Here is a 22328-nt window from a genome sequence, read left to right as displayed (position 1 = left end):
AATAATGCATAAACTTCTATCAATCCTGCTGGCGACATTCATAGCGCAGCTATTTTTAGCTACGCCTGTTGATGCTGCCCGGTTTGATGGGAGCGGCCAAGGAGTTTACAGGTACCAAGAGGCATCTGGGGACCCCTACAGAAATATTGTCGATAGCCAAGGCAACATCTATACAAGTAGTGGTAATAACTTTGTCTGTCTGGGCGATGGCGGGATAAGCGCTGCAGATCGATATGTGACTGATTTAGAAGGGGACGGCAACACAGAATTTGCATGTCCAGGTGATATACCGGCCTCATTTTTTTGGATCAACGGTAGTTCTAGCGCTGGAAGCGTGCTGTATGTTGATGGTCAATTAGCAAGCCTGCGTGGCTTAAAAGCAAACCAAGGCTTTCCGATTGCCAGCTTTTTTGCGAGCGAATCTGGAGAAATTGTAGAACGCGTTAATGCTGTAGTTATTGGCGGGGCAAATGCGGATTCTGCACTGGTAGAACGTGAAAATTATGCTCCGTACAGCCCGCCCTACCGCTACACCAATGACGACTACACAACTGTTGTCGACTCCCAAGGCAGAAACTTCCAGCTTGTAACTAACGGTGACTGTCCTGTTGTGTCGCCAGAAAGTAATCAAGCAGGGATTTTTCCTAACAATTCAGTTTGTGACAATGACAGGCTATTTATTCACCGCAACGGGAATTTTGTGTCGTTCATTAAACTACCTGACGAACGGCCACACAGCCAGCCGTTGGATCAAGGGGCAGACTTAGCCGAATTTACCTCTTTCAATTCAAATACTCAGCGCCTGTATGACTACATTAGCTTTTTTGTTATCGACGCTCAGTTCAGCAGCGAAGTCAGTGACACATTTGATGATCGTTGTATTCAAGAGGTGGGTATTTTGAGTTGGATTTTGTGTCCAATTGTTAACTTTACAATCGACAAAGTGGTGGAGCCTATCCAAGATGTAGTTCTGGATATACTCGACACAGACTCACTATTAACTGCACCAGCGACCGGCAATAACAGTGTGTATATCTACAATGCCTGGAAACAATTCAGAAACATTGCCAACGTGCTGCTAGCCGTGGCATTCATTGGGCTTATTTATCTAATGGTTGTCAGTCAAAGCGGTACCTATAGTATTCAAAGAACTGTTCCGCGACTGGTCGTCATAACAATCATGATTCAGGTTAGTTATTTTATCGCAGCAATTATGGTTGATATGGGGAATGTAGCCGCAGAAGGTATTGCCACTATTTTTAACAGTGTGCGTAACGGAGCGCTGCAAGATATCCCAGTTTATGGCAGCGGCAGCGTAGCTAACGCCCTACCGTCCAGCGCAGACTTTCTAAGCCTTAACAGTGTTGATAAAACCGTTGGTGCAGGCTTGGGAGTAATTTTGGCAATCATGGGCGCTTTCTTCTACACCTGGTTTGTCCCGGGAGTGGTGGTGTTCTTTATATTCGGATTATTAATAAGTATCTTGGGTGTTTTCTTGGCGCTTGTACTGCGTCAGTTAATTATTGTGGTATTAATCGTTTTAGCGCCAATTGCCTTCATTCTTGGCTTATTCCCGGCTACAGAAAAATGGATGAGAGAATGGTTCGACAACCTCGGTAAACTAATTGTAATTTATCCGCTCATTGCTATGGTCTTTGGGGCGGGGTCGCTCCTTAGCTATTTAGCACTTGGAACCGGCCAAAGTGAAGTAAATATGTTGATCGGTTCAGCAATTGGGCTGATTGTGCTTTTCGCAATACCAATCTTGTTTTCGTTTGCTGGCCGACTGTTTAAAGGCTTCACTAACTCGATCACTAATCTTACAGCCCGATCCAGATCTGCTGCTCAAGGCGACGCCAACAACCCACTTAGCTGGAAGAGTAATATTAACTACAGCAAAGCCGAGCGACAAATGCAGGTCTACGACAAAGCTGGTAGAGCACTACCAATAAGTCGACGATTCCTACGACCAAGCTGGAAGTCGGCGCACGTGTTTAACGCTGGTACGCAACGTATGCAGGGCGTAGTTAGCGCAACTCACCCAATGAACCTACGTCGCCTGTACTGGGGTGACAAACCATTTAAGAGCTTGGCTAGCTACGCCAACTGGAAAAATGACCACATTAAATCGGCTAAACCATTTGAGCATGAGATTAAAAATATTACCAAAAGTACACCTATGCTGTATTCCACTTTGGACGCAGCCCTGCAGGACACAGGATTCTTGCTGGACCGCGGTATTAACTACACCTACGGAATTGGCAGAATGTACAAAGACGGCGAGATCGACAGGGGTACTGCAGAGCTATTGTGGCAAGCCTACCATGCCCGCGTAAAAAGCCAAGGGCACCGACCATTCTTTGGTTTTGCCAGTCCTGACGTTCTACTAGATTATGACCATTCTGATTCTGCCGACTTGGGTGGTAAATGGTTCGCTAAAGACCTTAATCAAATCTCTGACACTAAAGAACGCGAAGCCATTTTTAGAGCTCGTCAATCCAGCCTAGAAGACTTTGGTAATGCGGGAACTGAGCGCGAGGCCGGCAGTTCGTGGCGATATGTTTCTAGGTGGTTGGGCGATGACGCGTTCCTAAACGAAATGATCCGTCAGCCAAATAATCAACGAAATATTAATGCTATCGACACCCTTAAGCGTAAGGCCGACACCATGAACGTGGCCTTAAATGACCCAACCAAACGAGCTGAATTGATTGCGCGCATGCAACAAATGGGTGGTGACGACGACAAGGACGGTGCTCGAGTCGGAGGCTATGGTCAGTCTGGTCAAGGCATACGTCATATGGAAGAATTTGTTAAACAAGCTAATTACGCCTACAACTATATGCAGTCGCGTGGCGTACAATTTACTGACGAAATTAACGAGTTTAATTTTTAGGGCTAGATCGTATTTCGCAGTTTGCAGTTTTTAGTTCGTAACTAACAGCATGGATTATATACATTGTGGATGTTCGGCAATTTATTCTAATTCTTGGAACCCTTTAGGTTGTGATATGGAAAATGAATATTGTAAATTAGTTGAGTTGACCTCAACTCGTGCTCTATACGCTTACGTTTTGATTTGATATTATCAAGAGTAAATGAGTGGAAAAATAAAAATTACTGTCTTTATCGTGAGTTTTCTTTTATTATTTTCCGCACCCCTGTTTAGCAAAGAAGTAAGTGCTATAACCGACATATTAGAATCTGCGAATGCAGAATATATTATTGCTCCACTAGATGGTGAATGTGGGTCATATATAAATACTGATTTCGAGCCCCTATTTGGGCATAATGATCAGATAGTAGCAATACGGCTGCATGGCGGTGATCTGCCAGATGAGAGGCTGTTCTGCCTGGACGCGACTTTATCAGAAACTACCTCTACTGATGGTATTTACGCATTTACTAATGCCGGGCTTGGCTACTCATTTTATATGAATGTGGCGGAACCAGATATAGCTATAGGAGCGGCAACGCCAGAGATAGGTGAAGTGGTTCTTGAAAATGTTACCTCAAGCAATGTACTAATAGAATTTCTGGAATCCGGTCCTACGGATGACGAGACTCCAGCAGAAGACGCAACCGCCGCGCTTGCTTTTGTAGACTGTTACATATCTAATTCTGATATTGAATTTTGTATAGAAGATTCCGGAATCGAGGTTAGCTCACTATCGGAGCAGCTTGAAAATTGTTTACTTGCCGCCCTAGACAACAACAATACTAGAGAAGTAAAGATCCAGCGTGTAGCCAATTGTGTGAATGCAATTGAAGATGATCAAGAAGAATTGGACGCAGAAAACGCTGATCTCCTCGTCTGCGAATCGGAAGGTGGTGTCTTGGCCTGGGTATTGTGTCCAATTTTTAACTTTTTAAACGAAGGTCTTTCAGGTTTATTCAATAACTTCATTGCACCGATGCTGCAATTTAACGCACTGAATGCCGAAACGGTACGCTTTAACGCCTCTACAGGAGATGAATCTGAATCCAGTGTAGTCACTCTTAATCAAGACGATGGCAGCGCTACGTTAATACGAGACAGCTGGTCACGGTTTAGAAACATCGCCAACATATTGTTTGTCATTGCGCTATTTGTAGTTATTTTTGCACAGTCTTTATCGATAAACCTCGACGCCTACACAGTTAAAAAAATGCTGCCTCGGCTTGTTGTAGCTATAATATTGGTTCAGCTCAGTTATTTCTTATGTGTTATATTTTCAGATCTTATGAACGTACTTGGTGCTGGTGTGCGTGGTCTTATTTTGTCACCAATGGATGGTGGCCGGTCATTCAGCCTTGATTTGTCAGTCTCTGGCTTTTGGGCTAACGCAGGAACCGTAGTTATTGCGGTTGGTGCTGTAGCTGGTGTCATATTATTCTTTGCTTTGCCTATTTTGAGCGCTGCGCTGCTCGGTCTTTTAGGGGTATTGTTTACGCTTGGGCTCAGACAAGTTCTGTTGGTGTTCTTAGTTCTTATTTCACCAATTGCTATGGTGGCCTGGATTCTTCCAAACACGCAGCGCTACGCCCAGCAGTGGTTTAGTACATTCTTAAAGCTTGGGTTTATGTACCCCTTAATAGTCGGGCTAATAACCGTTGGTGATTTTATGGGCGGCATCTTAGGGGCAGGCGCACGCACGCTCGGTTCTACTATTAATCCTATCGAAACATTTGCTGCAATCGGTAACGAATTTACTCACCTCATTGCCAATTTCGGTCAATCCGAAAGCACGGCCTCTGCAATATTCCAATTAATTGGCTTGATAGCTGTGATTGCGCCGTATTTTATGATTCCATTTACCTTTAAGTTCGCCGGTCAAGCTATGGGTATGGCTGGCAACTTCGCAAGTGGCTTAAGTAAGCGTGGAGCCGGCATCGGTGGTGGTTTTGCGAAGAAGAAACGCGAAAGATATCGAAACGAAACAGCACTTGGTGTGAACAAAACTGGCAATAACCGTTTTGCGCGCAGAGCTGCACAAATAGGTAACAGTAAGTACCAACGACGCAACATCGACGCGGCTGGCATTGCCGAAGAAACCAAAACTCTCAGTAATTTAAGTAAAGACGAATTAATTGATACAGCTAGAGGTGTTGGTGATCACGCTACATCTACCCGATCGATTCAGGCGGCACAATTTGCCGCAGCTCAAAATGGTTGGCTCGATGAAAAAGTGCTTCAATCTGCTGGATCTCTAAAGGGACTTAAAAAAGATCAGCGAGAAGCGCATGTTAACCGTCTCAAAAGCCAAGCAATGCAAACTGGCCAGTACCATGTTGCCGCAATGGAAAAACAACAAGACGGAACATATAAAGTCAACAACAATGAATTGGCTAAACAGATTCACAGCCTTAGAGGAGAACAGTTTGCTGCAATGCACCAATCTACTGCTAATCTTCCAGAGACGAAACAATTGATACTCAACGACTTGCTTTCTGGAGATGATGAAAAAGTTGCCAGGGCTACAACGCAACTCGGTTACGGTCTAAATTCACCAAACGCTGATGTGCGAGAGCTTGCACATAGTGTGCTCAACTCCGGCCCTAATGATCAGGCAGACCATCCTATTAATTCCGCACGAGAAAGGGCTTACGGGCTTGCATCGACTCTAAAAACAGGTCCCAGCCCTCCCGCTGTTCCGCAGACCCCACCTCCAACCCCTCCACCTTCACCGCATCCGGCACCGCCGCCAAGCGAAGAGACGAAAGCAGAACCAAGTAAAATATTTGTTCCTAATGGAAATTCAAGCACACTAACGGCAGAGAAGTTAACACCTGAAAGAGTCAGACGATTAGTAGAAGAAGCTGAAAAAGGAAATAAGAAATAGTTTTGCTAAACTAAAAACATGGGCTACTACAAAGTTCCACAGGATGTTGAGGCAGAGGACAAGCTACTTGGGCCGTTTACGTTTAAGCAATTTGTTTTTTTGATCGTAACTATAATTGCTATATTCGTGGCGTTTCAGTTAGTAGCCACTGTCAGCTTTTTTGCAGCCATACCGTTGTTTCCAGTAATTTTTGTTTGTGGTTTGATTGGGGTATACCGACCAAAAGATCAACCAGTAGAAAACAAGGTGATTGCCTATTTAAATTTTTGGTTTAGGCCGCGTAAACGACTGTGGTCGCGCGACGGCATAGTCGAGCAAGTAACCATTAAAGTTCCAAAAAAGATCGAAACTCACTTGGGCGATGGCCGCAGCCAAGACCAAGTTCGTAGCCAACTAAAACAATTAGCCCAAATTGTCGACACTCGTGGTTGGGCAACTAAACGAGCCGACCTGCAAGAGCCACTGGGTGCAGGTTTAGCCGACGACGATCGTCTAATAAAACCGAGTGAAGTCACAACAGTCTATGATCAGGCGCCGGAAGACGTTACAAATGACGACATCTATGACGACGCCACCAACCCAGTAGCCCAGGCGTTTAACCAACAAACAACTCAAAGCGAACAAACCGCTCGAGACGAATTAATCGAACGCTTACGCAATCAGGCCAGTGCGGTTGCTGATCAAGGCTCTTCGACTTTAGGCAGTCAGAACTATGTAAACCCATATCAAACAACTAGTGAGCAGGTCGAACCAGTCCAGCCGACCCAAGACGACAAAGCACTACAGCAGCGAATAAAAGAGCTGGAGCAAAATCAAGAACTATCTGTCAGTTCCATTGCCGCTCGAGCTCAAGAAATGGAAATCGAGCACAGCACTGACTCCAACGAGCTAAATATACAGCACTAACCACTGGAATAAGCATAGCTTTTGCCTTACAATACAGAGGTAAGGGAAGAGAACAGTTTCTAAACAGGTGGGCGGTTTTTTACGCAAATGAATCCTCAAGAAAATCAACAGGCAGCACAACCAGCGCAGCCGGTTTTTACACCGGAAAATAATCCTGTTACTCAACCACAACCAGTCCCTGCGCAAAACCTAGGCCAGCAACAACCAATCCCTCAGCCGCAGCAGGCATTTCAGCAGCCTCAAATCCAGCAGCAACCAGCTCCTCAAAATCAGCAGCCACAAACAACCCACGAACAACCTAAGCCAACCAATCCAAACAGCACCCAAAACAGTCTGCAAATTGCTGAAATTCGCGATGGTATTGTCATTATGAAAGATGGAAGCTACCGAGCGGTTGTATTAGCTCAAAGCATTAACTTTGACCTTATGAGTCCGCAAGAACGAGGCGGCGTGGAATCGGCCTACCAAGGTTTTTTAAATTCATTGTATTTTCAAGTTCAAATTACTATGCGCTCACGCAAAGTTGATTTGAGAAATTACCTAAACAAACTCAATACGCTGCGCGAAAACCAAGACAATATTTTGCTTGGCCTACTTATGGAAGACTACTTAGCCTACATCGAATACCTTTCGCAAACAGCTAATATTATGGATAAGCAATTTTTTGTGATTGTTCCGTTTGAGCCAACTGCTCATCAAAATATAACTAACAAAGCTGGCAAGTTTACAGCTGTCTTTAACCGTAAAACTCCAACTATCACCATTAACGAAGAGGATTTAATTAAAGCTAAAACCGAGCTAAAAAACCGCGTCCAAGCTGTGCTTGAGTCAATGAATCAAATGGGCGTACAGGCAATACCACTCAACACTCAGGAGCTTATTGAGCTCTACTACGATGTCTACAACCCCGACACAGCTACAACCCAACCACTCAGTAGTTCGAGCGGCGTTGAACAGCCATACATTACCCGCGGCGAAGGCGATGCACCACGACCTGACTTAAAGGAGAATCTGTTCTAATGGCATTATTCGGCAAAAAAAACCAACAAGACCCAATGACGCTGGCTCAACAGCAACAGCTACGCGAGCAACAAGAGGTGCAGGCTAGTTTCCAGCAAGGCGTGTCGGCGCTTCGAGACTTTATTGCTCCAAGTAGTCTTGAATACGAATCAACTTACTTTCGAATAGGCACCCGTTACGCAAGAAGTTTTTATGTCTACGGCTATCCTCGGCAGATCTACACCGGCTGGCTTTCGCCCATTATCAACATGGACGAAGTAATGGATTTGTCGATGTATATTAACCCAGTCGACAGTCAAGTGGTATTAGAAAACCTTCGCAAAAAAGTTGGTCAACTCGAAGCCAGTCTTATGATTAATGCCGAAAAAGGCAAAGTTCGTGACCCAGGCCTGCAAGCGTCTATTACCGACGCCGAGGAACTGCGAGACAAACTTCAAGTAGGTGAAGAGCGATTTTTTAGATTTAGTCTGTACTTTACGATCTACGCCGACAGCCTAGATGAGCTTAACTACGTTCAGCATAAGGTAGAAAGCGTGCTTGGCCAGCAGCTAGTGTACTCAAAACCTGCTACCGTTCAGCAAGAGCAAGCCTTTAACTCTACGATCCCACAAGGCCTAGACCAATTATCGGTCCGTCGGAACATGAATACTGGAGCAATTTCTACCAGTTTCCCATTTACATCAGCCGACCTGTCTCAAGAAAATGGCATTTTATACGGTATCAATATGCACAATAACGGCCTGGTTATTTTTGATCGCTTTAGCCTAGAAAACGCTAACATGGTGGTATTTGCAAAGTCCGGTGCAGGTAAGTCGTTTACTGTTAAGCTCGAGGCCCTACGCAACCTAATGCTTGGTACCGAAATAATAATTATTGACCCCGAAAACGAATATCACAAATTAGCCGAAGCAGTTGGCGGCAGCTACGTTCGACTCAGCCTTAATTCGAAAACTCACATTAATCCGTTTGATTTGCCGCAAGTTGTCGACTCTGAAGAAGCCGACAATGCCCTGCGTTCAAACCTGGTGACATTGCATGGCCTACTGCGGCTGATGATGGGTGGCAACATTGGTGCCGCAGCAGAAGCCGATCTAGACCAAGCCTTGATTGAGACCTACCACAAGGCTGGAATCACCAACGACCCGCTTACTCATAATTCGACACCGCCAACCATAATTGACCTCTACAACACACTGCTCAATACCGGCGGTACTGGTCCTCAACTAGCCCAATTACTACGTAAATACACAACAGGCACCTTTGCTGGTATTTTTAGCCAGCAATCCAATGTCGATATCAACAATAAATTTGTGGTGTTCAATATCCGTGACCTCGAAGACGAGCTGCGGCCAGTCGCCATGTATATTGTGTTGAGTTATATATGGAACAAAGTCCGCTCTGACCAGCGAAAGCGCATGTTAATTGTTGATGAAGCTTGGCAGTTAATGAAATATAAAGACAGCGCCAACTTCTTATTTAGCTTGGCAAAACGAGCCCGTAAATATTACCTTGGCCTCACTACTATCAGCCAAGATGTCGAAGACTTTTTGAGTAACAAAATGGGTCGGGCAGTGGTTAGCAACTCGTCGATGCAAATCCTTCTTAAACAAGCTCCATCAGCCGTAGAAATTGTCAGCAACACCTTTAAGCTCACCTCTGAGGAAACTAAGCGCCTAACCAACTTCCCGGTTGGACAAGGCTTGTTTTTTGCCGGCCAAAACCACATTCACATTAAAATTGACGCCAGCCCAACAGAGACTGAACTTATTAGCACCAATCCTGAACAGATTAAGCAGATGAAGCAAGCTCAAGAACTTGCCGAAGGTGCCGAACTGCGCCGACAGCAGCAAGCTACACAACCAAAGGCTCCAGAAGTTCCCCAAACCCCGCTCGCTCCGTCTGGCATCCAGCAAGAACAAGCAAACAAACCAACCGATACGCCTGGTGGAGGCGCTAACCCAGGAGTCTTCTAGTGGCTGGCGGTAACCTCAAAGATCCGAAGAAACGCAAAGATCTTTCGGCAAATGGACTTGAGGATATATTTAATCAGCCATCAGCACAAAACCCCCTCGACAAAGGCATAGGGCATATTGAGAACTACGCAAATTCTGGAGGTGAAAATAAGCTGCAAGAAATAGAGGATTTTGCCAATCAGAGCTCGCCAAATGAACAAACAAAAAATGATGAAAACTTCAGTGGAATTCGTCCTAGTCCATTCAACCAACAGCCTGGGACTCAAAGTCCTATGGAGAAGAAAAACACCAATGGAGCTTCTGGCAACGGCTCGAGTGGACCGTATACGGCTTCGCAATACGAACACCTAAATAATAACGACAAAAAACCTAAAGATCAGTCTGTTCAAACCAGCGGCGGTTTGGTTCGAGAAAACAAGCTGCTAAAAAATGCAAAAACTGAAACCCGTGGTTTTTTATACAGACGTCGCCACGGATTAGTTGGAATTTTAATCGCTGGTGGGCTTTTTGGACTAGGCTCAATACTTCAAGGACCCCTACAATTCGTTCACTTCGCAGAACTACTTGACCAATTTCACGCACCCTTTGTTGAAGATCAAGATGTTTCAGCTGCTACCCGTATGTATCGATTTTTGCGCAATCCAAATAATCCAGAAAATCGACGACTGAGTATTTTAGGGAATAAACAAGCCGACGCAATTACAGATATTATGGGGGCGCGTGGTATTGAACTAGATTACAGCAGAGGAGCAAATAATCGTCTTGGTGCTATCAGTATAGATCCAAGCGATACACGAACAGTGAATGAATTCCGTGAAGAATTTGGCGACAGACTTACATTAAATACTGAGACTGGCAGACTTGAGTTGACCGACCTCCAAACCAGAGATGGTAGAAAAGCGATAGACGTCGCTACTCGGGTAGTCAATCAAGATATAAAAAATGCAGGCGTGCTGGGTAAGCGGCGTTTGCGCATACGTGCTGGAGTTAATTACCGTTGGCTGGGAGATGTTCGCTCTAGTCTAGACGATAAATTTTCCTTTGAAGAATTCCGCCAAAAAGTCAGAGAAAGCCGACAAAGTGCTATCACAGACGGTGTTGATGCGAGGGTTGGTTTGACTTCAACATACACTGACAGTGATGGCACCATTCGTGAATTGAATCCAGAAATAGAAGCCGGCAGTCAAAATGCTAATAGCGGGGATGGCATAGGGTCAGAAAAAGTAAGCTCTGGGCGGACGGCTTTAGCGGCTGGGGGCGTTGGAATAATAGGAGGACTTTGCTTAGCCCAAGGCATAAGTTCGCAAATTGACTCAGCGCATTTTAACTTAGTGTGGCTGCAATCAATGCGAATGGCAGCAAAGGGCGAGTCGCTTGGCTCGCAGTTTAAAGCCAGTGACCCCGGAATCGACCTCCAAGAGGCGGCGATAGACGCTGAGCAATTTAACCTAAAAGAAGAGTCCTACACCGTAAAAGATGAGGACGGAAAGACCATTACTATTCCAGAAAAAGAAGTCAACTGGACAGCATCTGCAAAACTAAAAGACAAATTAGGTGAAGAGGGTGGTATACAGCAAGCCGAAGACACCGTGCCGCGACTCGACGCTACATCAGACCCGATATCTAACTTTATTAGCAATATACCTGGGCTTCAAACAACCTGCGATTTTGTAAATGGTCCAGCTGGATTTTTTATTGATATCGTTGATGGTGGAGTAATTTCGGCATTGATCGAAACAGCAGCCGGTCCGCTGTTGTCTAATATTATCGATATGGCAGTCAGGGGCTACATTGGCCAACCGATTCCATTTGATATTGCTGGACCAGGGTATTGGGATGTGGCTGATGTAGGAAAACTTTTATCAAACAACGAAGATGCCTACTCAAAGGGCGCGCTTAAAATTAGCGAAGCTGATGAGGCCAAAATTAACGGACGCGCGCTTGAGGAGCAGCGAAATGAGTACGCCCAAAAACCATTTTTTGCTCGAATTTTTGACATAAAAGAACCTCGATCATTAGTCGCTCAGCTGCTTATTCGAAACAACTACAGCGAAAACCCTGTTCAATATGGCGGCCGGGCCATTGCCGCAATTATGCCCGACCAAATCATTAAGCCGTTTTCTGGTGCCGCCTATGCTGGTACAACTGGCATAACCAGCGTCGCTCAACAATATAATGGCTTGTACCGGGTAGCATGGACAGATGAAGAGATCGAACATTCTCAATCTGAAGAAGTTAATAACGACCCCTGCATTTACGACAATTATATCTTCAGAGACAATCCAAGCTGTTTCCCTAGTTTAGTAGACACTTTTGATGACCATAATAAATACCGCGAGTATTCTAGTGAATTTGCAGAACAATGCTACGGCATGATTATTGAAGAAGATGGCTCAGTAAGACCAAGTTCTGCGGTTGGTGCGCGCCACCCAGAAGATGAAAGAAAGGCTGATTTTTGCCAGGGTACGACTAACTATGTATTAGAAAAGCAAAACGATGAACGCACTAGTTTAGAGGCAGAAAAACGCCAAGTAGCACGAGATGCTGGGTGGACATCCGCAGAGATCGGTGCGGATAGCAAAATAGTTAATGGCAGAGAAATAAATATGTGTCAGATTAACTCACGCACCTCAGACATTTGTGAGATTATCCGAATACTGCACGAAATGTCACGAGAACTGACTAACACTAAGTCTGATGGCGTTTGTGTTGGTGTTTTTTACAGAGATTATTCGGACCCGTGGCATAACCCCCGACAAGACAAAGAAAAATTCCCACCAGAAGACCATTGTTATAAATTACCTGGTGAACGCTTTCACCAAAATCTTCGTATTTACTTGCGCGATATGGGAGCTCTTCAAGAAATGTCCTGTCTTTCCAGCGCCGACGACAACGCATGTGAAGATATTGGTCTTCCAAGCGGCAGTAACCCAGGAGCTAGTGCTGGGTCTGGTGTTGGCTTAGAGGGGTTAACCTGTCCGAGCCAAGATTCATTAGAAACTCGTGTAGTGAGTGGGTTCACCTACTATAAAATGCCTGAACCTCCAAATGATGAATACTTTATCTACTCAAATGAAAGCCGCAGATACGGACAATATGAGCTGATTTGTGTTCTTTACAGCGTCGGGCTGGCCTACCACGAGGCTTACCCGAATTCTCAGTTATATATAGGTGACTTGAACGCAGCCGGGCACAACACCCACAACACGGGCCATGCTGTTGATGTACTGGCTCAAGGCTCACCATGGGCTGCTTCATATGACAGCTCCTCCTTCAGCGCTCAAGCTACAATAGATTTAGGCAAGCTATTTGTAGACACCGGCTTAATTGATAATATTTGGTGGTGCGACAGAGGGACCACAGCGAAGCCAAGTGGTGTGCCTATTACCTCAAGCCATATTGACGGGCAGGATGGAACAACGAGAGCGATTTTAAATTACGCAGAAGAGAAAGGCACACCGATCAATTCATACTGCATCGCAAATCACAGAGATCACTTTCATGTGGACCTAAACATCCCAGATGGGCCGGAGCACACACCATGAAAATTGTTTTTAAAAATATTAGTATCTTACTATTAGTTTTTGTCTTGAACTTCAATTTCTTATTTAGCAACGGCTACTCACCGAAAGCTGCTGCTTTGTCAGAGGCACAAAAAAGAGCACTTGATGTTGGCGCCCCATATATTGATACGCAAAGCGGTCCAGCAGCATGCTCTTCGGGTGGCGGGCTTGGCGATGAGCTGGATGGTCACATACTTCCGGCGACCAGTGGTGGAACTGGCCTGGAGCAACATCTTCCAGTAGGTGGACCTGAAGGCGATGGTGGAAGCATATCGAGACACTATGAGCTCACCAATGTGCCGCTCGAAGCTCAAAATGGTTTTGCCGGCACCGGTGGGAGCGGTGGTGGTGGAGCTGGAGCTCTGCCCACAAATGTCCCCGAAGAAGAACAATGGTATATAAATATGCGCTGGAGATACGTCGACTGGGCCTGGAGCGGCCAAAGTCAGAGCGTAGACAGGCCAGAGGAAGATATTGCGTTTTACCAGAATCACCCTAGAGTTCTTGTGAGTAATCCTCGGACTAATAAAAGCGTTGTTACTGCAGTTATTGAATCCGGGCCAGCCCCATGGACGGGAACAAATGACCAAGGTGGAAGTAACCCTCCTGATTATTGGCGTGGTTTTATAGATGGCACTCCGCCAGAATATACCGGTCGAGTTTCTGGTTTATCGCCAGAGGCATTTTTAGAACTTGAAGCTGCAATAAAAACACCAGACAGCGGAGATATACTGCATTATGCATGGGCCGACCAGGATGCACCGCTAGGGCCTACTGAATACGTTGACTTGTCTGGCGCTTCTGGATCTTGTTCATCAAGCACAGCCAATTATATTGATTTTATATCTTTCTCGGGGTCAGAAATAGATCCTACAGCAATAGTTTTACACTGGACAGCCGGAAATCATAATAGCGTTGCGGACTTTGTTCAGGGCATAGAGGGGCGGCCAGGTAACTGTTGTTCTGTTCAGCTATATGCAGACGAAGAAGGGGGTATGTACAAGCTTGTTGAGCCTTTAAACACACTTACTGCACACGCATGTGGCGTTAACTCTAGAACAATTGGCATAGAAATCGAGAGTATAAACGGATTTCCTAATGACGTCAGCAAACATGAAGAGAAGTTGTTAAATAGCCCCGAACAATTCGATTCGGTTGTAAATACAGTGGTTGATCTGAGTAGACGCTTTGATATTCCACTAGTAAACGAACCTGAAGCCTTGATCGGCGTGGTGGGCCATTACCAAACAGATCCTCTTCACTGCCCAAGTCCCGTCGGCAAAGCAGACCCTGGTGAGACATATCTACAAGCAGTATTAGAAGAAGCACAAAGGAGAAGTGGTGAATAAATTATTCTCTAAAAATAAACGAGGTATCATTTGGGGCTCTGTCGCACTATTGCTAATAGTGGCGATAGTTTTTTTAATAGTTAGTGTTCGGAATTCGACCACACCTCTATATCTTCATAGCCAAATATTCGCTGAGGCGGACTTTAAATCCACCAAAGATGGTGAAATTAAGTTTTATGCTGCTGGGGCATTTTACAGCCTCAATGCTAATGGTGATATAACAAAAATTTCAAATAATTTATTCTGGTCAAAGCCCGTTGATATGGTTTGGGGTGATAATCAAATTGCTGTTAAATTATCTTCGCCGAATTATTACAATACGAATTTTATTGTTGGTGAAGATGATACGGGTCAACCACTGTGGTACATAGTTGATGGATCAGGTGCTAATATGTCGCCTGTATCAAATCTAAGTATTAATGACTCTATGGGTAAGCCTGTTTGGTCAGATGACTTACAGGCATTCATTTATACTAAAACTGTTGTCTCCGAGCTTCATGGTGAAGAATATGCAGTATTTAGTCGGTCGGTTAATGCAAAGTCTGAACAACAATTATTTACAATCGATACGCCGTATCAACCAGTTTTCTTTGAGTCTGATGCCCGCTTTTTTACCTTGGATTCTGCTGTTTCAAGGAAATTATATTCGTACGATGAAAGTGGCTTTAAGCAGCTCGACTTAAACAGCGAAGGTAGCGTACAGCAGAAGGTAGAAAGGTATAGGAGCGACTTCATAGTCTTATCGCAAGATGTTGGATTCGAAGAGCTCAATCCAGAAAAACTATTTATTTTTGATGAAAATGGAACCACAGAAGTAATAAGTGATGTTTTTCCAGGAAACTATGTCTTGTCTGATGGTGATTTGCATATATTAAACTCTGAAAAACGCACATTGCGACATATGCCAGCCGATGATGATTCGCTGACTTATCATCTTGAGGGGATTCCCGAAGAAAAAATCTTAAATCTTGAACTTATTGAATCAACACTAAACACTCATACATTATATGTACAAGGTTCATTCATAACATTTACGCCTGAAGTATCGCAAACTATACTAACGTCAACTTCACAGGCGCCTCTGTTTGAAGAGTCGACTACGCAATACCAACTACCTCTATATTATGTAGCATATTATAAAAACGGTGATCGATTCGAAGTTGCGATTTCCTCTTCACAAAGAACCGAGGCTATCAACGCCGTGGAGGCCTATTTCGAGCAACGGGGTGCTTCTATTTACGAATATAATGTCACGTGGCTACCAATTTTATAGAGTGGCCAATTTTTCTAGTTTCAGCACTTGTAACAATAGTTTGATTCTGTTCATTTTGTAATAAGCGCGATGACCTGACAGAGTCGAGCTCGCTAAACGCATCGTCAAATAATTCAATAACTGTCTCGTCTTTTAATAACTGTAGTTCAATTTTTTTAAGCGCCATGGCAAGTGAGCGAACTTCGCCCCGGGAAGCAGTTTGTAGTACTAGTTCGTTGTTAAGTTTGAACACAATGTCTTCTCGATGAGGCCCGCTAGTCGTAAAGCCAACAATTTTGTCTTTTTCGATAGCATCTTCGAGTTTTTGTAGGTGAGCAGTAGAATACGATTCAACAGGAAACTGGTTTTGATATAAAGCTGTTACTGTGTCTGTGCCGCCACTAACGGAGTTATAAGCGCTGCTAAGAGTGCCCTGGATATCCTCGATAATACTCGCTCGATACTGGGCAATCTGAGCTCCGTATTCACTTAATTTTAAATTCCAGACAAAGATCGAATCACTGCTAAATGTCGGTTGTTTCAGTAGTCGGTTACGCTGTGATAACGCCCGTTTGTAATTGTTTCTAATCTGTTTAAAGTTAGGATGTGTACGCTCAATCAGATCATCAAGCCAGTTACGCCGTTTATCTGGTTGAGAAGTGAATGTAAGAATAAATTCTGGTTCGAATAAGACTGTTTTTAAGGACATGGTTTTTTTTGGTTCGTTATTTATGAGTTGTTTTTTTACAAGTCGTCCAGTTCGATTGTCGAGAGTAAGTGATAGTTTTGATTTATCTCGAAGCAAAAGATCTACTCGAGCCCAGTCTTTTGTGTGTTGAATAAGGTTATCGTCTTTACCGCGCCACGAACCCCCGTTTAATACGCAGTAAATTGCTTCAATAACAGTGGTTTTACCAATTCCATTTTTACCAACAATTAAATTTACGCCTGGATCAAGGTCAAAGGATTTGTCATTAAAACATCGAAAGTTTTGTAATCTTATTGATTTAATCATTAAGATTACAGGTTTCTAAAGTTTAAAAAGTTCATAAAGTCCTTGCTTCAATTTCTTCAAAGCTATTAATTTTTGCCATAACCCAACCTTATCACTTTACGAACCTTACATACCTTCAACTAGCTACGCAAAGGCATCACGACATGAAGATAGTTTTGTTTTTCTTCACCGGTTGGCTCTAAAATGCAGGGGTTTGTGCTTCCACTAAATCGAAATGTAAGTTCTTGGTCGTTAATGGCGTTAAGGGCGTCGATCAAATACCGTGAATTTAAAGTTACACTACCAGAGCCTTTAACGGTGGTTGATAGGGTGGAGTTATTATTGCCAACTTGACTAGCAACCGAGGCAATACTAACTGAATTGTCATCCTCAGAAACTTCTAACGTAATACTACCGGCGCTTTCGCGGGCAAACAGCGCTGCTACCTTGGTTGCATTTAATAGTTCCTTACGTTCGATCTTAAAACTCACATCGCTTTTTTCTGGAATAAGTTGTTTATACGCCGGGAATTTACCGTCAATTAATTTAGAAACAATCTGCACATCACCAACTTCTACCAACATTTGCACATCGTCAAAATGCAGTTGTACTGAGTCCTCGTCGGACACAATTCGTTGAATTTCTGCAAAGGTTTTGGCCGGCACGATTACCGACAGTTCGTTAAGATTGGTTTTTACTTGAATCACTTTCTCAGCTAATCGGTAACTGTCCGTGGCAACAGCCAGTAGTGAGCCTTCATGAACATAGGTAAATACACCAGTTAGAACTGGTCGGGCCTCGTCGCTTGATGCAGCAACAATGGTCTGAGCAATAACGCCTTTGAGGTTTTTACCAGTTATAACAAGTGGGTTTTTTGCAGAAACTATTGGAATAGAAGGGAACTCTTCTGACGAAACACCGTTAATTGTTGATGAGTAACCCTTGGCCTTAATGCTAAGTTTGTTTTCTTCTACGCTTAGTTGAATATTGCTGTCTGGTAGGCTGTTGATAAAATCTGACATTAACCGAGCTGGAACCGTAATAGAGCCAGGTTCACTTACTTTTGCGCCAATATGCTGCGTAATTGCTACTTCTAAGTTTGTGGCAGCTAATTTAAGCTGATTATCTTCAACCGACAACAGTACATTCGATAAGATTGGAAGAGAAGTCCTACCACCAGCAACACGGCCGACTATCGATAGTGCTTTATTTAAATTTGCTTGGGTAACTTCTACCTTCATGAAACGATTCTCCCTGTGTTCCACCCAGTATTAAAAATATTTACTAAACTGTCTGCTCTTTTATTAACAACATTATTATTTATTAAAGGTAGTATGTAGAAGTTATAGGTGGTGTGGAAGGTGTGTATAACAAAAGTAAACAGATTACTTTTATATAAAATGTGTGTAGATAAGTGGTGTGTAAGTTGGTGTGTAACATTTGTATAAACCGTGGATGAATCAACCAAAATACGTCGAGTGGGGAAAGATCGGAGTTTATCAACAAGGCTGTTCACAACCAATACACACAGCTTTACTATGTTGTTTCCACAAGCCTTAAGCATACAAACGACCTCGAATATCGTTAACAGCGTCTTTAATATTCTCGTCTAAACTAATATTTCGTTCGATTTTTTCTACCGAATGTATGGCTGTGGTGTGGTCTTTTCGTCCTAATGCCGCTGCAACCTTAGGGAAACTCATGTGCAGTTCACTTCGCAGTAAATACATAGCAATTTGCCGGGGTACAACAATGTCCTTATCGCGTTTTGGCCCTGTTAGCTCATCGATACCTATATGAAAATGTTTAGCAGTACGTTCTACAACCTGTTTGGTGGTGAGACGTTTAGGTTGGCGCCGTTGAGTGCTCATTAGACTCTTCACGACATCAAGGGTCGGCTGGCTATTTTTAAGCTCACAAAATGCAATAACTTGGTTAAGCGAGCCTTCAAGCTCACGAATATTGTTTTGGGCATGCGTGGCCATAAACTCTAATGTTTCGACATCAAGCTCAAAACCAGACTCACCAGCTTTAGCCGACAATATTGCACAGCGGGTTTCAAAATCTGGCGGTTGAATGTCTACACTCATTCCCATTTCGAAACGGCTTCGTAGACGCTCTTCTAAAATTGGTATCGATTTTGGTGGCTGGTCGCTAGTAAGAATTATTTGTTTGTTCTGTTGATGCAGGGCATTAAAGGTATGGAAAAATTCTTCTTCTGTGCGTTCTTTACCGGCAATAAACTGAATGTCATCAATAATCAACACATCAGCATTACGGTACTTTTCACTAAAACCTTTTTTCTTGTAACGAATATAATCTAAAAAGTCTTTTACAAACTGCTCACAGGTTACATAAATAACGGTTTTATCTGGTTCATTGGCTTTTATGTGGTTGCCAACAGCTTGAATTAAGTGGGTTTTACCAAGACCCGGCCCACCATACAAAAACAAGGGATTGTATTTAACACCAGGGTTACTGGCTACGGCATTACAGGCGGCATGCGCCAGTTCGTTGCTCGAGCCAATAATAAAGCTGTCAAAGGTATAACGCCCATTAATAGGTGCAGTAACAACAGTGCTGCTGCGTGTTTTTGTGGTTGATCGCTGTTGTTTTGGAGTGCTGTGGCTTTGAATTTGTTCAGGAGTTAGTTCAATTTCCTCAGCTGACACCGTTGGCTTGTCGCTAATTTTGAAAACAATCTCTTTCGATTCAACATTATTCTTTTTAAATATCTCACTTAGCATTGGCGAGTATTTATCTTCCATTTGTTTTTTAGTAAAAACATTTGGTACGCCGACAATAATTTTATCTTCACCGCTTTCAAGCAGGTGAGTGTTTTGAAACCACGTCCTATAACTTGCGCGCGAAATAGACAACTCTACCTCTCCCAGAACAGATTGCCATAAACGCACATTACTCAACGCAAACTACCTCCGTGTTTAAGTTATTTTCGCTGACCACCACTCAGACAGATTTGTATAAGAGAGTATAGGTTTTTATTAGACTTATCCACAATGTCAAATTGACAATACAATTCCCGTAGACATTTTGTATAATCTTGGGGTCGAGTTTTACACAATTTAAAGCCACCCCAGTTAGAATTGTGGAAACTACTTGGGTAAATGTGGAAAACATAGTACAATATTTTTTATACGATATTAAGGTTGCATCAAGTGCACCACATTAAGTAAGGTATAAGTTATGCCAAAAAGAACCTACCAACCAAAAGTCCGTCACCGTAAGCGAGTCCACGGTTTTTTTGCACGTATGAAAACAAAGGGCGGCAAAGCTGTTCTTAAGAAACGACGAGACAAAGGCCGCAAGCGACTTACTCACTAAGTAAGGGTGAAAGTAAAAGGTACAACGCAAGAGTGTTTTTATAACAAGCATCTCGTTGTGTAGTCTTTTTGCTCTATACTTTTATTTATATGAAACTAATCCCATCTACTATCTTCCATCTCCCATCTTCTAACGATTTTGTCGTTAAGCCATGCTGAATCGACGAAATCGTTTCAGCGGCCTCGGTTCTGTTCGGCCGGCGTTAAAACACGGCCAAAAGATACGTGGACGCAGAATGGCGGCCAGTGTGTTAAAAAGCCGCACACCACATTCACGTTTTTCTGTACTGGTTAGTAAAAAAGTGAGTAAAAAGGCGGTTGTTCGAAACCGTATCCGTCGACGACTGTTTGCCGTGATCGAATCTGAGCTACCACAACTGATTAGCCAGCCCTACGATGTGGTTATTTCTGTGTTTGATAAAGACATTGCTGTTTGCCCGTTCGATCAAGTCGAAACCGAAGTTAAAAAACTACTGCAACGGGCCAAGCTATACCCCTGACAATGTAAGCAGTCTATGCTAATCTACTACGAGTAGAACTAGAGAAGTTAGGTAGACGATTATGTTTAGAACAATCCTGTTGTTGCCATTATTTAACGCGCTGTTTGTAATATACGCATTGCTTCCAGGAAATAACTTTGGATGGTCAATTGTTATCTTCACATTGCTGATTCGTGTATTGCTATGGCCGTTGCTTAAAAAGCAACTTCATCAGCAAAAAGCTATGAAAGAGCTGCAGCCTGAGATTGCTAAAATTAAAAAGAAGTCAAAAGGCGACAAACAAAAAGAAGCCGCTATGCTTATGGAGCTTTATAAAGAGCGCGAAATTAATCCACTGGCATCGCTCGGCACCCTTATTATTCAGCTACCTATTTTAATTACACTATTTGTTATGTTGCGAGGGCTACTTGATGTAGAAGGAGCAGCACTCGCCGAACAAATCGCAAATAATGCCTACGGCTTTGTAGCCGAACTTGGTTTTGTTGAAAGACTTATTAACAATCCAGAACTGTTTGACCCGACATTTTTTGGCATCCACTTACGTGACCCAAACATTGTTTTGGCTGTCCTAGCTGGTCTTAGTCAATTTGCTCAATCTAAAGGGCTGCAACCAAAAAGCGACGACGCCAAAACCCTACGCCAAATCCTACAAGACGCTAAAGACGGCAAAGCTACCGACCAAGCCGAGCAAACAGCGGCTGTTGCTCGCAGCGCATCATTGTTCTTACCAATTTTAACCGTCGTGTTTGCACTTAATCTGCCATCGGCATTGGCACTTTACTGGTTAACAAGTAGTTTTGTAGCCACTATCCAGCAGCGAGTCGCTCTAAACGAAGAAGTATCATTGCTTTCAAAAGTTAAAGTTGGTGGGCGGTTCAAAAGGAGTCAAGAATGAACGAAGCTGAAGCGTTTGCCAAAAAGTATCTTGAGGATTTTTTAACATTTTTCGATCTTAATGTAGAGGTAACTGTCACCAGCGAAGGTCACGTGCTTAATTTAAGTGTGCCAAGCTCTGACATGAACGGATATTTAATAGGCGAGAGGGGAACTAATCTACGCTCCATTCAGCACCTTGTTAATACCGCTATTATGAACAAAGACTTCGGCCAAGAAGTCCGTGCTACCGTCGATGTCGCTGAATACAAAAAACAGCGTAACGATCGTTTAGCCGAACAAGCTAAGCAGTGGGCAGAGGCTGTTCTTAAGACTGGAACCGACATGGACTTAAACACAATGTCGGCTGCAGACCGCCGTATCGTACACAAGACCCTGGGCGAAATCGAAGGTGTCCACACCGAATCTGTTGGTGAAGGCCGCGACCGCCACATTGTTATTCGAAAAGACTAAACTTGGTTAGGTAGAAGCTGGATAGGTGGAAGAAGAGGTTGGGGGTTTTTGTATTTTGTAACTTGTACCTTGTGTTTGGTAACTTGCGCAAGAGGTGGTTGGCGTGCTCGGTCATATCAACTTTATAATGCCATAAACCCTAAAAACCATTACAAGCCTTATGAATTTTGTTGCTCGATATCTCTAAATAACCTCGTAATTTCAGAAAACTTTATTAACCGACTAGTTAGAATCAAACAACAACCTCTATAAAAAATTATT

General features: G+C 43.5%; 15 protein-coding genes. 12 read left to right on the top strand and 3 right to left on the bottom strand.

Features of this window, described 5'->3' with window-relative positions; all coding sequences use genetic code 11:
* The first annotated feature begins 4 nt into the window (after nucleotides 1–4).
* From EYO12_03845 to EYO12_03810, 8 genes are all read left to right on the top strand, one after another.
* Nucleotides 5–2896 carry a hypothetical protein gene (locus tag EYO12_03845; GenBank protein ID HIA92218.1) on the top strand — a complete coding sequence of 964 codons (2892 nt, stop codon included), beginning with the start codon at nucleotides 5–7 and terminating at the stop codon, nucleotides 2894–2896.
* 202 nt (nucleotides 2897–3098) lie between these two features.
* On the top strand, nucleotides 3099–5822 hold the full coding sequence (locus EYO12_03840) for a hypothetical protein (GenBank protein ID HIA92217.1): 2724 nt from the start codon (nucleotides 3099–3101) through the stop codon (nucleotides 5820–5822).
* An 18-nt stretch (nucleotides 5823–5840) separates the two neighbouring features.
* Complete coding sequence (locus EYO12_03835) at nucleotides 5841–6728, top strand: PrgI family protein (protein ID HIA92216.1); 888 nt, start codon at nucleotides 5841–5843, stop codon at nucleotides 6726–6728.
* Between the two features lie 87 nt (nucleotides 6729–6815).
* Complete coding sequence (locus EYO12_03830) at nucleotides 6816–7748, top strand: hypothetical protein (GenBank protein ID HIA92215.1); 933 nt, start codon at nucleotides 6816–6818, stop codon at nucleotides 7746–7748.
* On the top strand, nucleotides 7748–9721 hold the full coding sequence (locus EYO12_03825; protein HIA92214.1) for a DUF87 domain-containing protein: 1974 nt from the start codon (nucleotides 7748–7750) through the stop codon (nucleotides 9719–9721). Before EYO12_03830 ends, EYO12_03825 begins: the two co-directional genes overlap by 1 nt.
* Nucleotides 9721–13266: a hypothetical protein gene (locus EYO12_03820; protein HIA92213.1), complete on the top strand. Its 3546-nt coding sequence runs from the start codon at nucleotides 9721–9723 to the stop codon at nucleotides 13264–13266. Before EYO12_03825 ends, EYO12_03820 begins: the two co-directional genes overlap by 1 nt.
* Nucleotides 13263–14633: an N-acetylmuramoyl-L-alanine amidase gene (locus EYO12_03815; GenBank protein ID HIA92212.1), complete on the top strand. Its 1371-nt coding sequence runs from the start codon at nucleotides 13263–13265 to the stop codon at nucleotides 14631–14633. The genes EYO12_03820 and EYO12_03815 overlap by 4 nt, the downstream gene beginning before the upstream one ends.
* Nucleotides 14626–15906: a hypothetical protein gene (locus EYO12_03810; GenBank protein ID HIA92211.1), complete on the top strand. Its 1281-nt coding sequence runs from the start codon at nucleotides 14626–14628 to the stop codon at nucleotides 15904–15906. Before EYO12_03815 ends, EYO12_03810 begins: the two co-directional genes overlap by 8 nt.
* On the opposite strand, the gene EYO12_03805 is transcribed toward EYO12_03810, so the two are convergent.
* The 3 genes from EYO12_03805 to dnaA all read right to left on the bottom strand — a co-directional run bounded on the left by EYO12_03805 (nucleotide 15884) and on the right by dnaA (nucleotide 19803).
* Nucleotides 15884–16900 (bottom strand): DNA replication/repair protein RecF, encoded by a 1017-nt coding sequence (locus EYO12_03805; GenBank protein HIA92210.1) that lies wholly within the window; start codon nucleotides 16898–16900, stop codon nucleotides 15884–15886. The genes EYO12_03810 and EYO12_03805 overlap by 23 nt on opposite strands.
* Before the next feature lie 119 nt (nucleotides 16901–17019).
* A complete protein-coding gene (gene dnaN / locus EYO12_03800; GenBank protein ID HIA92209.1) occupies nucleotides 17020–18120 on the bottom strand; it encodes a DNA polymerase III subunit beta in 1101 nt (366 codons plus the stop codon).
* Between the two features lie 315 nt (nucleotides 18121–18435).
* Nucleotides 18436–19803, bottom strand: coding sequence for a chromosomal replication initiator protein DnaA (gene dnaA / locus EYO12_03795; GenBank protein ID HIA92208.1), 1368 nt, complete (start codon nucleotides 19801–19803; stop codon nucleotides 18436–18438).
* A gap of 280 nt (nucleotides 19804–20083) precedes the next feature.
* Here dnaA and EYO12_03790 point away from each other — a divergent pair, with 280 nt between their 5' ends.
* From EYO12_03790 to EYO12_03775, 4 genes are all read left to right on the top strand, one after another.
* Complete coding sequence (locus tag EYO12_03790; protein ID HIA92207.1) at nucleotides 20084–20221, top strand: 50S ribosomal protein L34; 138 nt, start codon at nucleotides 20084–20086, stop codon at nucleotides 20219–20221.
* Between the two features lie 151 nt (nucleotides 20222–20372).
* Nucleotides 20373–20720 (top strand): ribonuclease P protein component, encoded by a 348-nt coding sequence (gene rnpA / locus EYO12_03785; protein HIA92206.1) that lies wholly within the window; start codon nucleotides 20373–20375, stop codon nucleotides 20718–20720.
* 61 nt (nucleotides 20721–20781) lie between these two features.
* Nucleotides 20782–21615, top strand: coding sequence for a membrane protein insertase YidC (locus EYO12_03780; protein ID HIA92205.1), 834 nt, complete (start codon nucleotides 20782–20784; stop codon nucleotides 21613–21615).
* Nucleotides 21612–22067: a KH domain-containing protein gene (locus EYO12_03775; protein ID HIA92204.1), complete on the top strand. Its 456-nt coding sequence runs from the start codon at nucleotides 21612–21614 to the stop codon at nucleotides 22065–22067. Before EYO12_03780 ends, EYO12_03775 begins: the two co-directional genes overlap by 4 nt.
* Nucleotides 22068–22328: the final 261 nt, after the last annotated feature.

The organism is Candidatus Saccharibacteria bacterium (assembly GCA_012965045.1).
Classification (GTDB): domain Bacteria; phylum Patescibacteriota; class Saccharimonadia; order Saccharimonadales; family DTSZ01; genus DTSZ01.
Note: the sequence above shows the minus strand (reverse complement) of the source record. Positions and strands in the feature narration are given on the sequence as shown.